Below are 12,420 nucleotides of genomic sequence, written 5' to 3' on the forward strand. Positions count from 1 at the left end.
TAATAGCTGTTTTTAATAAAAAAAAGTAATTTTAATATATTGCTAATATAAATAGATGTACCCTTATCATAATAAAATAAAACAGCGTATTGCTAATGGAGAATTCATTACATATGAGTATGTACCGAAGTACAAACAAATTGCACCATGCATGTTGCTATACTTTAAAACTGAACCGTACATTCGGCCGATAAGAGAACATCGGTTCCAAGAATATGAACAAATATTCCGGACTTTAAAGCAGGAATTAGAATGTCCAAAAAGTAAATAGTCTATTTGGGAAAGAACCATTAATTTTTGATCAATGCTTAATGATATGCGGAACAAATCGACTCTTATCCGTGGTGATGGGCATAGTCGATTCTCTAAAACTTATACCACACGGTTCCTGTCCAATAATCCAGCTGCCTATGATAGAAAAACCCGATTCTTCTTTATGAAGTGTGGCCAGCTCTTGATAAATATACCCTTCATGTCCATATGCACCAGATGTTGAATAAATGAGCTCCTTATCATAATACATTGCGATATTAGCACCCTCCCTGGATAGAATAGGTTTTTTAATGTAATTTCTAAGTGTTCTCTGCTCTTCAAAATAAGCTGGCAATAAGTTATCATGATGCGGAAACAAATCCCATAATATGGGTAAAATAGCTTTGTTAGACAGTATCATTTTCCATGAAGGCTCTATCCATTGAGTTTTATTGATATCATTGAGGATATGGTGCCCAAACTCCTCATGTACCATCCATTCCCAAGGATACAATTTAAATATAGATTGGATCGAGTCACCCTCTAAATCAATAAATGAATTTCCATTCCAACCAATATCGTCGATGTAGATCAATTGTGTTTGGATGCCAGCTTGTGTGGCCGTATCTCTTAAATATTCTACATTGGTCAGATCCTCCAATGTCTCCTTTGCACAAGTGAAATACAAAATATCACCTTTGAGATAAGGTTTAATATCTTTCCAAGAAGTGATCAATTGCTCATGTACGCTATTAAACTGATCGACTGATTCTGAAAAATAATGGTTTTTCCAATACCACTGGACAATGCCACACTCAAATAAAGAAGTCGGTGTATCCGCATTAAACTCCAGTAACTTTAATTTTCTTTTACTGCTATCATAAGCAAAATCAAAACGACCATAAATTGAAGGAGATTCACTTTCCCACGACTGTTCGATATGATGTACCATATGATCGGGAATATGAAATAAAGCGTAAAGCTTATTTGCAATCACATGTTCAACTGCTTTTAGACACATATCCCAAACCTCAGCTGTTGCTTGATAAATAGTGTCTGCTTCATTACTAGTGATTTCGTAGTAATAATTATCTATCCAGTAAGGTTCATCATGATCCGAATGATAACCATATCCAATAGCCGTTAATCTAGATTTCCAATTTGGATCAATCGTAAGATGTTTAATTTTCATTATGAACCGACAGAAGAAGAGTGGGAAGAAGCAGCAGTATTGCCAAAACCACCTCGCTTTGCTTGATATGCAGCAGATTTTTTAGCATTAGTACCAGAAACAGAACTGGGATTTAGATTATTGTTCGCATATCCCATTCCTCCCCCAAGATGTCTAAAGGCCATAAACCACAAAAGAGAAGACCCCATACCTCCGCCCGTACGATGCTGATTCTTATAATCATTTGTAACTTCTGTATAAGGAGCAGTAGAATCAGCACGCATAAAAACACGCTGTTTATTTTTATCCTCCGGAGGAGACTGAGCAGTTCCACATGAGGCCAAAACGGAAGTAATTAATACTAATTTAATCGCTGAAGATGTTTTTTTTCTCATAATTACTGCACTGTTACGTAAATAGGAACTTCACTAAGTGTTTGAGCAGAATCCCCAACACTCCAGGTATTCACTTTCTTTGCTGTAATGATCGTATCACTTTGAGAAGCAATTTGCTCTCCATTAAACCAGATATGCTGTTTAGTAATATGCAGGACTGAATCACCCTTCACTTCGGTCACTAAAACCACCTCACGAGCAGACTTTTTATCTAACTGCTCTAATGGCTTATCTTGTTGCGCATTGGAACAACTCATGAAAACCATGACTGGAAGTACGAATAAAATATATTTCATTTCAACGGAATTTAAACAAGAAGAATACTGCTAGCTATTCTGATAGCTTAGAAAATAATAGGGCAATTTACAAAAAACTAAATACAAAACATTAAAAAAAACAGTACTTAACGAACGTTTAAAACGATAGATAATGATTTGATTAAAATTCTTTATCGTATGTACGATTCCAATGTTTATTGCTGTCCAAAGGAGTTGGAATAACACGATACTCAAGGTTTATTCCATTTAATCTTCTTTTTTTGATCCGTTTATTTACTTCGTTAATAAAGGCAATATGGGTAATTCGGTAAGTTCCAAAACTTGTTCCTCTTATATCTTCTCTATCCAATAAATCCTCAACCAATTCAAAATTAAAAAAGCATCCTAAATAATCCTTCCAAAAGAAAATAGGATTGTCAATTTTATCCAAATAACTGTCTTCAGGATAACATAATTCACCATCCTCAACTTCAAAGTGGTCGGATAATACCTTATTTGTATGAGCTACAAATTCTTTCGCAACTTCTTCATCTTCGATTGGAAGAAATGAAATTACATCTTCCTCCTCTAAGCTATCAAACATCAAATGATTATTGAAGCAATGAATCAATTCGGGCAATAATTCCACCACATCATTATACATTTTTCCCATCTTGCAAAGATACAAACATTCTATCATTACATAATTATTTTTAGCTAATGATTCTATTTACATCAAATTGCATGTAAATTTATGCCATGAAAGCACAAAGAATATTTTTCAGCATCCTAGTTATACTTTTATCCCAACTTTGTTTTGCTCAAAAAGTTGAAACTAAAAACCTTAAAAAAGGTGATCTTATCTTTGTAGAGGCGGAACAAGAAAATCTATCTGGAGCTATAAACCGTGTGACACAACGTGACAAAAAAAATTCTTTTGATCACATTGGACTCTTAGAAGTTGAGCATGATTCTATTTTTGTTTTACACGCAAGTTCCAAAAATGGATCCATACGTCAAAACTTAAAAGATTTTTATGATTCTCAAAAAAATAATCAAAACAATTTAGTCGTTTACAGACTAAAAAAAGAATATCAGAAAGCTATACCCCTAGCGATAAAAACTGCAAAAAATATGCTGGGAAAACCGTACAATTGGAGCTATATTTTAAATGAAAACACTTACTATTGTTCCGATTTTATCGAAAGAGCTTTTAGAAAATCTCAAATTTTTACCTTAGAGCCCATGACCTTCATCAATCCTGCTACGGGTGAAATAGACAACTTTTGGAAAGATTTTTATAACAAACAAGGACTGGAAGTTCCTGAAGGAAAACTAGGTTGCAATCCCAATGGATTGGCAGCGTCAGAAAAATTAACAAAAATCGGTTTTCTAACATCCTTAAAATAATTAGAATATCATTAAAATTAATTTTATCGTAACTTACGACCACCATCAAACATACAAATTATATGAGTCCAAGCCTAATCAACACGTTGAAGAAGCAATATAAAATACTTTCTGGAAAAATATCATCATTCAAGATCGAACATAAATGTCCACATGTTTGGTACGGAAATTCTTATGGTGGATTTTTTGTCAATCCAGATCTGCTGCATCCCGATGCGATTGTATACTCTTTTGGAATAGGACAAGACACTTCTTTTGATGATGCCATTATACAAAAGCACAATTGCCATGTCCATGGCTATGACCCAACACCGAAATCAATTGAATGGATAGCGCAACGATCAGATCTATCTCCCAAATTTCATTTTCATCCGTTCGGATTGGACAAGGAAACCAGAATAACCCATTTCAATTTACCAAAAAACAAAGAGCATGTCTCCGGCTCCATCATTAACCATCAAAATGTTGATGAGAATAATATGGTAGAAGTACAAATGAAATCACTTATAGATATTGTATCTGAAAACAACCATAGCTACATCGATGTGCTAAAAATGGATATTGAAGGCTCAGAATATTGCGTCATAGAAAGTATTCTAAATTCATCCATCGAGATCCGCCAGATTTTATTAGAAATACACGAAAGATTTTTTGATAATGGAATTGAAAAAACAAAAGAGTTATTAAACTCTTTACATCAACATGGATACAAAGTATTTGGGGTTTCTGATACTTTAGAAGAAATTTCTTTTATTAAAGTCTCTAGTTAATATCATTTCAGAATTAATTATCTCATGGACATTTTCAAGGATTACATAAAAAAAGAATAGCCGTTACAGAAGAACAACTTGAACAGATCACGTCTAGTTACACCCAAACACATGTAAAAAAAGAGCTTCATTCTGCGGGCGGGGGAAATATGCAATTTTGAAGGATTTGTAAAGAAAGGCTGTTTTAAAATTTTCTATTTGACTCCAAATGGAGAAGAACATATTTTATACTTCGCTATAGAAGAATGGTGGATATCAGATATTGCCAGCTTCAATGATCAAGAACCCGCTCAATTATATATTCAAGCTTTAGAAGATTCTGAAATACTAATAATCTCGAGAGAACAGAAAGAAAAACTCTTCACTAATTGTACTCAAGTAGAACGGCTATTCAGAATTATGTCCCAAAGAGCTCAAGTAGCATCACAACATCGCATCATTGCGGCTCTGGGATTTACGGCGCAGGAGCGCTATCTGGATTTTATTAAACGTTATCCAAAAATATACCCCAGAATATCTAATTTGCAGCTCGCATCTTATATCGGAGTTACACAAGAGTTTTTAAGCCGATTAAAAAGGCAGATCCTAAAACCAAAAAATAGTACATTTTATTGATGTAGGTCAATTTTTAAAACAGCATTATTCGTCATCTTTGTACAAGTTAATACAACAATTTATTTGTTTATCGACAAACATTTTAAACAAGATTACTGTTAAAAAAGATAAAAAGAAAGATTATGAATAATTTATTGAAAATTGTAGCAGCCACAGTCTTAATGATCAATGGCGCCTTAGCACAAGTAAAATGGAGTGCAGATCCTGCACATACAAACGCAAGATTTGATGTAAATCACTTAGGGATAAGCTTTGTCGATGGTGAATTCACGAAGTATCCGGATCCATTGATGCTCCGAACAAAGAGAGTTTTGATAATGCAAAATTAGATTTCACGATTGATGTCAACAGTATTGACACACGAATAGATGCTCGTGACGGCCATTTAAAATCAGATGACTTTTTCAATGCAGAGAAATATCCAACAATGAAATTAAAATCTGTTTCTTTTAAACAGGGTAAAAAAGGAAAATATGTATTAATCGCCGATCTAACAATCAGAGATGTGACAAAGAAAGTTACTTTTGACGTTACTCAGAACGGAGGAATCATTACTGATCCTTGGGGAAAGACACGGGCTGGTTTCACTGCGAAAACTACTATTAATCGCTTTGATTTCGGAATGAAATATAATGATAAATTACCATCAGGGGTTGAAGCTGTCGCAGCAGATGTGGCCATCACAGTAAATACAGAAATCGTACTGAATTAAGAAAATAAACAGATAAAAGCCTTAAGTATATCCTTAAGGGCTTTTATTTTAAAATCCATTCATCATGCCACCATCAAGTGGAATATTGGATCCGGTGAGGTAGCTCGCATACTCAGAACAGATGAAGGCGACAAGATAACCGTACTCCTCGGGTCTGCCCAATCTATTCATGGGAACTTGCTTCAATCGCAAAGACAAAGCCTCTTCATACGGTATATCTAGACGCTCCGCATCCATCTGTGTCAATGATTGAATGCGCGCAGTATCAAATAGACCTGTCAATATACTGTTAACTGTTATATGATGAACGGCAACATCTTTCGCTAATGATTTGCTCCAGCTCATTAATGCCGTACGCACTGTGTTCGATAATACCAAATTTGACATTGGCTCTTTTACAGTTAACGAGGAAACATTAATGATACGCCCATAACCCGCACTTTTCATATGAGGTAATGCCAGATCTGTCGTATAACAGTGAGTCTTAAATAATAAGTCAAATGCCCGTTGATAGTCTGCTAATGATTGATCTGCAATAGTGCCGGCCTTCGGACCATTGGTATTATTAATCAATATATCAACAACATGATGAGTAAAATACTGGGATATTACACGTTGGTATTCTTCAAAATCATTAAAATCTACGACAAGATAACGGTGCTGCTGTCCTCTACTCCGATCTAATGTAGCAAGTGCAATTTTCAGCTTCTCTTCATTTCGAGCCATTAAAGTGACAGATGCACCATGTAAGGCTAATTGTTGTGCTATTGCGCAACCTATACCACCAGAACTGGCACCAACCAATGCTTTCTTATTTTCTAAATTTATTTGTATCATATTATTTTATATCCTATCTAACCTCTATTGACTAATCTCGATTTTTAGCACGTATCATAGCTATAAATAGATAAATCGATAAAGAAAAAGAAGTTCCTAAAAATACCCATGCCCAAACTGGAATTCCTAAAAATTTAGGCTCAACATGCGCGATAATAACCATACCTGCAAGCATATTCAAGGACAAAACCATAATTCCGATTACAATACGGTTAACGCCTTTTCTTAAGATCTGGGTAAATGACTTAGCACTGATCAAGTGGTGATTAAGCGTAAAATTTCCAAGCTTTATTTGCCTAAATAAGCCTCTAAGATCATCAGGAAGTTTTTCAATATCACGAGCAAAAGAAAAAGCCTTATTCTTCCCTTTTTCAAATAAATATTTTGGATCCATTCGCTCCCGCATAATACGGTTTGCAAACGGTCTTATACTCTTCATAATATTCAAGTTTGGATTAAGTTGTCTACCAATTCCCTCCATTAATGATATGCCTCGAATAAGCTGATAGATATATTCTGGAAAATAAAGACGGTTATCCCCAATGATCGTCCATAATTTATCAAATAATGACTCCAAACTGATATCTCCCAATGAGACGTTATCAATCAGATCAAAAATCTCATACAAAGAACGTTCAAATCTAGCACGATCGGGAATATTACTCACAACCGCCACATCTTCTATCGTATCAGCTAGATGCATCGCATTGGAAGAAACTGCCGCCTGGATAAACTCTTCTAAATTTTGTCGGTCTATACCTAACAATTTACCCATATTTCCAAAATCAATAAAAGCTAGTTTACCATTTGGAAGCACAAGTAAATTACCAGGATGAGGATCGCCATGAAAGAAACCATGTACGATCACCTGTTCTAAATAAAGATTGATACCATTATCTACAATCTCCTCTAAATCAAGCCCCATAGACTGCAACTTCTCCTTATCCGTCACTTTAACACCGTCCATAAATTCCATTGTCAGGATACGATCAGAACTTATTTTCGGATAAACTTTAGGAACACTGATTTTGCTGTTGCCCTTAAAGTTTTTGGCGAAACGCTCTATGTTATGACGTTCATTTAACAGCGAAATTTCCTGAACCAAGGTGGTTGCAAAAGAGTCAACAATTAATGGTAAATTAAGATTGTGCAAAGGTTCACTATAGCCTACCAAAATCCGGGCAATATCTCGCATTAAAGATAAATCCGTTTTCAGAATCTCATCGACTTGAGGCCTACGAACTTTAACAACAACATCTTTTCCATCCATGAGTTTCGCCTTATAAACCTGGGAAATAGAAGCGGCGGCAAAAGGTTCTGGATCAATAGAAGCGAAATGATCATCAAAAATAATATCCAGTTCCTCTTCAATATAACTTTTGATATCAATGCTAAATGGATCAACACGATCTTCCAAAAACTTCAATTCTTCAATAAGCTCTTGGGGCAATAAACCTTCGCGTGTAGAGGCAGACTGCCCAAGCTTAACGAATGCTGGCCCCAGCTCTTCTAAGGCCATACGAATACGTCTATAAACGGAAATATTCGCTACATCAACACCTATTTCTAAAGAAGTTTTACCGGTATTCCAGGGGAGCCTGTTTAAGATATCGCGAAATCCATATTTAGCAAGTACGCTAATGATATGAGAACTACGCTGTATTTTTTAGCTGAATGCTGCATCATAACCTTTTATCCGATTAGATCATCAAGATACAAAAACCTTGCCCACAAATCGAATTGAGAAACTCTTTTAAAGATTGATAACTCAAAATAAAACAGTTTTATTACAATTACTCTTCCTCTAGGGCATCGATATTTTTTTGATCATTTTCAAATATTTGCCATAGTAGTAATAACTCATAGACTCAATACAAACAACCAAACAAATCAAACCTGCAAAAACCCCAAGAATAAAAAATATGATAAACGAGGAATCATTTTCCCAAGTAGCACCAAAATGATAAATCTTATCTGCCCACTCCGCAGAATGACCTAAAGAGAAAAATATGAAACAAATAAGAATTCCCTGAGGAACTAATAAATAAGAAGACATTTTATAAGTTTCAATCGAAAATTTTAAATCGTAATACAATTTTAACAGATTTTCACGAGAACTTAATAGTTCAAATTGCTTTGTGGTTTTATAAAAATAAAAAAACTTTTTATAGTAAAATAGACTGGATATGCACATTTGAAGTAATAAAAAGTAATAGGCAACTTTTGTATATCCTGTGATCATATAGGTATCAATGTTGGGCAATAACATCAAAAAAGTAATTGCACACAACCATGAGAAAAATTCCATTTTAATATTTCTCCTCAGTTTCACAAGAATGCTACCAACGGATTTATAATGATTAAGATTTGGATCAATCTCAAAATTATTTTCCGCTTGATTATTCCATTGTTCTTTTAATTCATCAAAATTCATAACCTTGTGTTTTAATAATCTGTTGCAATTTTTCTTTGGTTCTGTTCAATTTAACACGTGCATTTACTTCAGAGATACCGAGATTAATAGAAATATCGCGATGACTTTGTCCTTCCAAAAAAAGAAAGATTAATGCTTTCTCTACAGGATTCAGATGTTGAACTGCTTGATAGAAATAACGTAACTGCTCCTCTTTTCTTTCCGAATCAAATTCATCTACGACATCAATATCAACAGTAAGCTCATGCTGATCAGGCCGGCGTTTCTCCTTTTTGAAATACATGAGGGCAGTGTTAATTGCCACACGATACAGCCAGGTAGAAAATAAACTCTCCTTCCTAAAGGAGCCATAAGACCGCCATAACTGCATAACAATTTCCTGAAATAAATCCTGCTGATCCTCTAAGTTGTCCATATACATTCGAGACACCTTAATGATAGCACCTTTATTCTGCTCTATCTGTTTTAAAAATTGCTGTTCGTCTGGCTTTATCATTAATCGTGTAGCCTCTTAATGTAATTAAGTTTAATATACAGGATTAGTACCGCATTTTTGAAAATGTTACAGTCAATATTTAAAAAAAGAATCTTTTGCATTTTATTCACTATTTTAGGTTGAAAACAAAAAATATCATCGTATGGATAAAATATTTTTTAAAGGTCAGGTATTATGGGCGCAGATTGATCCAAATCGGCATTTACGTCACTCCGCATATGCAGACTTCTGTGCACAAGCAAGAAGCAATATGTTAAATAAAATTGGATTATCTCTAGAGCAATTTGCTAAACATCACATAGGCCCCATCCTATTTAGAGAAGAGCTACTATATCATAGAGAAATTCATCTCGATGAAGAAATTTATGTTGAAGTAGAATTAACCAAATTCAATATTTCCAATAGCCGATTTTCTTTTAGGCATATCGTTTTTAAAGCAGATGGAACAAAAAGTGCTACCATTAATGTCGATGGTGCTTGGCTAGATTTAGAAAAAAGAAAATTAACATTAATTCCTCAAGAATGGAATCATTTTATGGATAAAATTCCTAAAGCGGATGATTATACAGAAATTTCAGAATAAAAAAAGCTTCAAGGAATTTACTCCTTGAAGCTTTTTTCAATAAACACATATTACTTAACTTCTATTAATCTTTTTGCTACAATAGCATCTTCTCTCTTGCCCACTGTCACTACTAAAACACCATCTTCGTAGACCGCGTCAATATTGCTGTGATCTACCGTTTCAGGCAATGCAAAAGATCTTGAAAAAGAAGTGTAATTAAACTCTCTTTTACTAAATAATTTCTCTTCACTTACTGACTCTTCTTTTTTCTCAGCAGATATAGTTATTATTTTTTTATCTACATTGATCTTAAAATCAGACTTCGTTAAACCTGGAGCAGCCAGCTCAATACGAAAAGCCTTTTCTGTCTCCGAAATGTTCACCGCCGGAACGCGCGAGATCAGACGATCCGAAATAAAAGAATCGTTAAACAAATTATCAAACACTGTACTTACAAATGGATTTACAGAATCAGTATTCAAGCTTTTTGTTGGAAATTTAATTAATGCCATTTTTGTCCTCCTTTTATGTTTACACTTTATTTTTTATTAATCAATTTACATTAGTATTTCAATTCCCATACCAAAACATTAAAACAAAAAATACATAGACAAAATGTCTGAATAACTTATTTAATGTTGACAATATGTCACTTTCTATGTAAAAAAAGAAAATAACAAACTTAAAATCAAGCAATTTGAAAATAAAATTTTATTATCAAAAAATATAAATTGTTTATACTTAGTTTTCAACATAGAAAAAATTGTAATTGATAGCCAAAAAAAAGAAAAACAAAAGCTGAACATATAATTAGTGTTTATCAATCAAAATTTAGTTAAATTAGATTACAAAGATGTATTGACAATCATAACATAGAAAAATATGAAGTGGAATCCCCAAATTTACAATCAATTTAAAGATATACGCAATCAACCATTTTACGATTTAATCAATTTTATTACTGAAGAACCACAACAAAATTGTATCGATATTGGCTGTGGTACAGGTGAACAAACTTTTATCCTGTCCAACAAGTTAAAAAACGCGCAATTTCTAGGTGTTGATTCTTCAGAAGCGATGTTATCGGAGTCTTCACAATTTAAAAATGACAGATTAGCGTTTAAAATAGCTACTACTGAGGATGTCCTCGATACAAAACAAAAATGGGACCTGATATTTAGCAATGCGGCATTACAGTGGTCTGATAACCATCAAACCCTATTTCCCGATCTTTTGTCGCTATTAAATCCCAATGGCCAAATTGCAATTCAAATGCCGATGCAATCGGATAATATCTTAAATCAAATTTTATTAACATTAGTGCAAGAACAGCCATTTAATGACTATCTCAGTGGATGGAAAAGAGAATCACCAATGTTATCAATAGATCAATATGCGGCAATTATGTATGACGCAGGATTGATAAATTTGCAAATTATTCAAAAAGTATATCCCATAATTGCACAAAGTTCACAAGAATTACTAAACTTTATTTCTGGCTCTGCTTTAATTCCTTATCTGGACAAACTACAGGAGGATCAAAAAGAAGAGTTTATTACGGTTTATAAAAGTCGTATCGAACAAAAATTTCCCAAATTTCCAGCCATATATGCCTTTAAACGATTGCTACTATATGGAAGAAAACCCGTGTAAGCTCTTATGCGCCTGCTCTCATAGAATTCCATAATTGGATTAAGGTTTTGAAAAATTAATAAAAATCTCTTTTCCTGCTCTTGGTGAAATACTATTGTAACACTTTTCCATTTTGTCGATGGAAAAAAAGGTCTGAAAAGCTTTTCATAAGTAACAACATCACCTCCAAAAGGAGGACCAGGTGCTTCAAATACTTTATCAAAAAGTAAACCAACAATCCGACCCTGTGGTTTCAGCAAGGATAATACTTTTTGCACGTAATCGGCACGTCTTTCCGGTGCAATCGCACAAAAAAAGTTTGTTCCAACAACAGATCATATTGCCTCTCGTGTTCAAAAAATCTGTACAAAGAATCTTTATAGCAGGATATCCCGCAAATTTTTCAATCAATCCTTTAACTGCTTCTTCAGCAAAATCAATTAAAGTAATGTCAGTGAAATTATTCTCTAATAAGTAGACCGCTTCGTAGGCATTTCCGCAGCCCGCTATTAAAATTGCCGCATTTTTATTAGGTATTGCGCCATATACGCGGTAATAGCAGGAGAAGCATAACCGATATCCCAACCGGTTTGATTGTTCTGCCACTTCGTATTCCAATAGTTTTGATCCAGGACAGGCTGTACTGTTTTAACTGGAAATGGTTTTTTAATCTTATTATTCATACACCTAATAATAAATAATGATCACTTAATACAACTGTTGAACGTCTACGCTTACCTAATCAAAAGTCATATTTGTGCAATTTGAATAAATAAATTTAAAATAATTTTGCTTAGTGTAAAAATAACACTTATATTTGTGTCATCATAATTTTAGGTTTATAATTGGTTATAAAGGTTTTCATTCTCCCCGT

The 12,420-nt window shown here is 33.9% G+C and carries 18 protein-coding genes; 7 read left to right on the top strand and 11 right to left on the bottom strand.

Translation table 11 applies throughout. From position 1 onward, the window contains the following. Positions 1–301: 301 nt before the first annotated feature. The 4 genes from L950_RS02205 to L950_RS02220 all read right to left on the bottom strand — a co-directional run bounded on the left by L950_RS02205 (position 302) and on the right by L950_RS02220 (position 2,748). Positions 302–1,444 (bottom strand): glutathionylspermidine synthase family protein, encoded by a 1,143-nt coding sequence (locus tag L950_RS02205; protein ID WP_021191213.1) that lies wholly within the window; start codon positions 1,442–1,444, stop codon positions 302–304. Then, positions 1,444–1,818, bottom strand: coding sequence for a hypothetical protein (locus tag L950_RS02210; protein WP_021191214.1), 375 nt, complete (start codon positions 1,816–1,818; stop codon positions 1,444–1,446). The genes L950_RS02205 and L950_RS02210 overlap by 1 nt, the downstream gene beginning before the upstream one ends. 2 nt (positions 1,819–1,820) lie before the next feature. Further along, a complete protein-coding gene (locus L950_RS02215) occupies positions 1,821–2,114 on the bottom strand; it encodes a hypothetical protein (RefSeq protein WP_021191215.1) in 294 nt (97 codons plus the stop codon). Positions 2,115–2,256: 142 nt separating this feature from the next. Beyond that, entirely contained in the window at positions 2,257–2,748 is a 492-nt protein-coding gene (locus L950_RS02220; protein WP_021191216.1) for a hypothetical protein, read from the bottom strand. An 86-nt stretch (positions 2,749–2,834) separates the two neighbouring features. Between L950_RS02220 and L950_RS02225 the strand changes: the two genes are divergently transcribed. The 5 genes from L950_RS02225 (at position 2,835) to L950_RS02240 (ending at position 5,582) form a co-directional block, all read left to right on the top strand. After that, positions 2,835–3,485 (top strand): YiiX/YebB-like N1pC/P60 family cysteine hydrolase, encoded by a 651-nt coding sequence (locus L950_RS02225; protein WP_021191217.1) that lies wholly within the window; start codon positions 2,835–2,837, stop codon positions 3,483–3,485. Between the two features lie 62 nt (positions 3,486–3,547). Beyond that, a complete protein-coding gene (locus L950_RS02230) occupies positions 3,548–4,255 on the top strand; it encodes an FkbM family methyltransferase (protein ID WP_021191218.1) in 708 nt (235 codons plus the stop codon). 132 nt (positions 4,256–4,387) lie between these two features. Continuing rightward, the gene (locus tag L950_RS02235; protein ID WP_262506949.1) at positions 4,388–4,870 is read left to right on the top strand and encodes a Crp/Fnr family transcriptional regulator; all 483 of its coding nucleotides are present in this window, start codon (positions 4,388–4,390) and stop codon (positions 4,868–4,870) included. A gap of 122 nt (positions 4,871–4,992) precedes the next feature. Next, complete coding sequence (locus L950_RS31625; protein ID WP_231576786.1) at positions 4,993–5,199, top strand: hypothetical protein; 207 nt, start codon at positions 4,993–4,995, stop codon at positions 5,197–5,199. Continuing rightward, entirely contained in the window at positions 5,157–5,582 is a 426-nt protein-coding gene (locus L950_RS02240; RefSeq protein ID WP_231576791.1) for a YceI family protein, read from the top strand. The genes L950_RS31625 and L950_RS02240 overlap by 43 nt, the downstream gene beginning before the upstream one ends. Positions 5,583–5,630: 48 nt before the next feature. Here L950_RS02240 and L950_RS02245 read toward each other — a convergent pair whose 3' ends face one another. The 4 genes from L950_RS02245 to L950_RS02260 form a co-directional block, all read right to left on the bottom strand. Beyond that, a complete protein-coding gene (locus L950_RS02245; protein WP_021191220.1) occupies positions 5,631–6,419 on the bottom strand; it encodes an SDR family oxidoreductase in 789 nt (262 codons plus the stop codon). A 31-nt stretch (positions 6,420–6,450) separates the two neighbouring features. Then, positions 6,451–7,938: an ABC1 kinase family protein gene (locus L950_RS02250; protein WP_021191221.1), complete on the bottom strand. Its 1,488-nt coding sequence runs from the start codon at positions 7,936–7,938 to the stop codon at positions 6,451–6,453. Between the two features lie 285 nt (positions 7,939–8,223). Next, positions 8,224–8,853: a hypothetical protein gene (locus L950_RS02255; protein ID WP_021191222.1), complete on the bottom strand. Its 630-nt coding sequence runs from the start codon at positions 8,851–8,853 to the stop codon at positions 8,224–8,226. Next, entirely contained in the window at positions 8,843–9,349 is a 507-nt protein-coding gene (locus tag L950_RS02260; RefSeq protein ID WP_021191223.1) for an RNA polymerase sigma factor, read from the bottom strand. Before L950_RS02260 ends, L950_RS02255 begins: the two co-directional genes overlap by 11 nt. Positions 9,350–9,491: 142 nt before the next feature. Between L950_RS02260 and L950_RS02265 the strand changes: the two genes are divergently transcribed. Continuing rightward, a complete protein-coding gene (locus L950_RS02265; protein WP_021191224.1) occupies positions 9,492–9,932 on the top strand; it encodes an acyl-CoA thioesterase in 441 nt (146 codons plus the stop codon). Between the two features lie 50 nt (positions 9,933–9,982). On the opposite strand, the gene L950_RS02270 is transcribed toward L950_RS02265, so the two are convergent. After that, positions 9,983–10,426, bottom strand: a complete 444-nt coding sequence (locus L950_RS02270) for an Hsp20/alpha crystallin family protein (protein ID WP_021191225.1) — start codon at positions 10,424–10,426, stop codon at positions 9,983–9,985. Between the two features lie 370 nt (positions 10,427–10,796). Here L950_RS02270 and L950_RS02275 point away from each other — a divergent pair, with 370 nt between their 5' ends. Beyond that, positions 10,797–11,567: a methyltransferase domain-containing protein gene (locus L950_RS02275; RefSeq protein ID WP_021191226.1), complete on the top strand. Its 771-nt coding sequence runs from the start codon at positions 10,797–10,799 to the stop codon at positions 11,565–11,567. Here the strand turns inward: L950_RS02275 and L950_RS31630 are convergent. Together L950_RS31630 and L950_RS31635 are read right to left on the bottom strand one after the other, a co-directional pair. Beyond that, positions 11,477–11,824 carry a hypothetical protein gene (locus L950_RS31630; protein ID WP_231576787.1) on the bottom strand — a complete coding sequence of 116 codons (348 nt, stop codon included), beginning with the start codon at positions 11,822–11,824 and terminating at the stop codon, positions 11,477–11,479. The two genes, L950_RS02275 and L950_RS31630, sit on opposite strands and share 91 nt — an antisense overlap. Before the next feature lie 231 nt (positions 11,825–12,055). Continuing rightward, a complete protein-coding gene (locus L950_RS31635; protein WP_231576788.1) occupies positions 12,056–12,229 on the bottom strand; it encodes a hypothetical protein in 174 nt (57 codons plus the stop codon). Between the last annotated feature and the right edge of the window lie 191 nt (positions 12,230–12,420).

The organism is Sphingobacterium sp. IITKGP-BTPF85 (assembly GCF_001006065.1).
In the GTDB taxonomy this organism is placed as follows: domain Bacteria; phylum Bacteroidota; class Bacteroidia; order Sphingobacteriales; family Sphingobacteriaceae; genus Sphingobacterium; species Sphingobacterium anhuiense.

What these genes read in the sequence shown, in the direction of transcription:
- L950_RS02205 (WP_021191213.1), bottom strand. Translation starts at nt 1,444, where the DNA reads ATGAAAATTAAACATCTTACGATTGATCCAAATTGGAAATCTAGATTA.
- L950_RS02210 (WP_021191214.1), bottom strand. Translation starts at nt 1,818, where the DNA reads ATGAGAAAAAAAACATCTTCAGCGATTAAATTAGTATTAATTACTTCC.
- L950_RS02215 (WP_021191215.1), bottom strand. Translation starts at nt 2,114, where the DNA reads ATGAAATATATTTTATTCGTACTTCCAGTCATGGTTTTCATGAGTTGT.
- L950_RS02220 (WP_021191216.1), bottom strand. Translation starts at nt 2,748, where the DNA reads ATGGGAAAAATGTATAATGATGTGGTGGAATTATTGCCCGAATTGATT.
- L950_RS02225 (WP_021191217.1), top strand. Translation starts at nt 2,835, where the DNA reads ATGAAAGCACAAAGAATATTTTTCAGCATCCTAGTTATACTTTTATCC.
- L950_RS02230 (WP_021191218.1), top strand. Translation starts at nt 3,548, where the DNA reads ATGAGTCCAAGCCTAATCAACACGTTGAAGAAGCAATATAAAATACTT.
- L950_RS31625 (WP_231576786.1), top strand. Translation starts at nt 4,993, where the DNA reads ATGAATAATTTATTGAAAATTGTAGCAGCCACAGTCTTAATGATCAAT.
- L950_RS02245 (WP_021191220.1), bottom strand. Translation starts at nt 6,419, where the DNA reads ATGATACAAATAAATTTAGAAAATAAGAAAGCATTGGTTGGTGCCAGT.
- L950_RS02250 (WP_021191221.1), bottom strand. Translation starts at nt 7,938, where the DNA reads ATGGCCTTAGAAGAGCTGGGGCCAGCATTCGTTAAGCTTGGGCAGTCT.
- L950_RS02255 (WP_021191222.1), bottom strand. Translation starts at nt 8,853, where the DNA reads ATGAATTTTGATGAATTAAAAGAACAATGGAATAATCAAGCGGAAAAT.
- L950_RS02260 (WP_021191223.1), bottom strand. Translation starts at nt 9,349, where the DNA reads ATGATAAAGCCAGACGAACAGCAATTTTTAAAACAGATAGAGCAGAAT.
- L950_RS02265 (WP_021191224.1), top strand. Translation starts at nt 9,492, where the DNA reads ATGGATAAAATATTTTTTAAAGGTCAGGTATTATGGGCGCAGATTGAT.
- L950_RS02270 (WP_021191225.1), bottom strand. Translation starts at nt 10,426, where the DNA reads ATGGCATTAATTAAATTTCCAACAAAAAGCTTGAATACTGATTCTGTA.
- L950_RS02275 (WP_021191226.1), top strand. Translation starts at nt 10,797, where the DNA reads ATGAAGTGGAATCCCCAAATTTACAATCAATTTAAAGATATACGCAAT.
- L950_RS31635 (WP_231576788.1), bottom strand. Translation starts at nt 12,229, where the DNA reads ATGAATAATAAGATTAAAAAACCATTTCCAGTTAAAACAGTACAGCCT.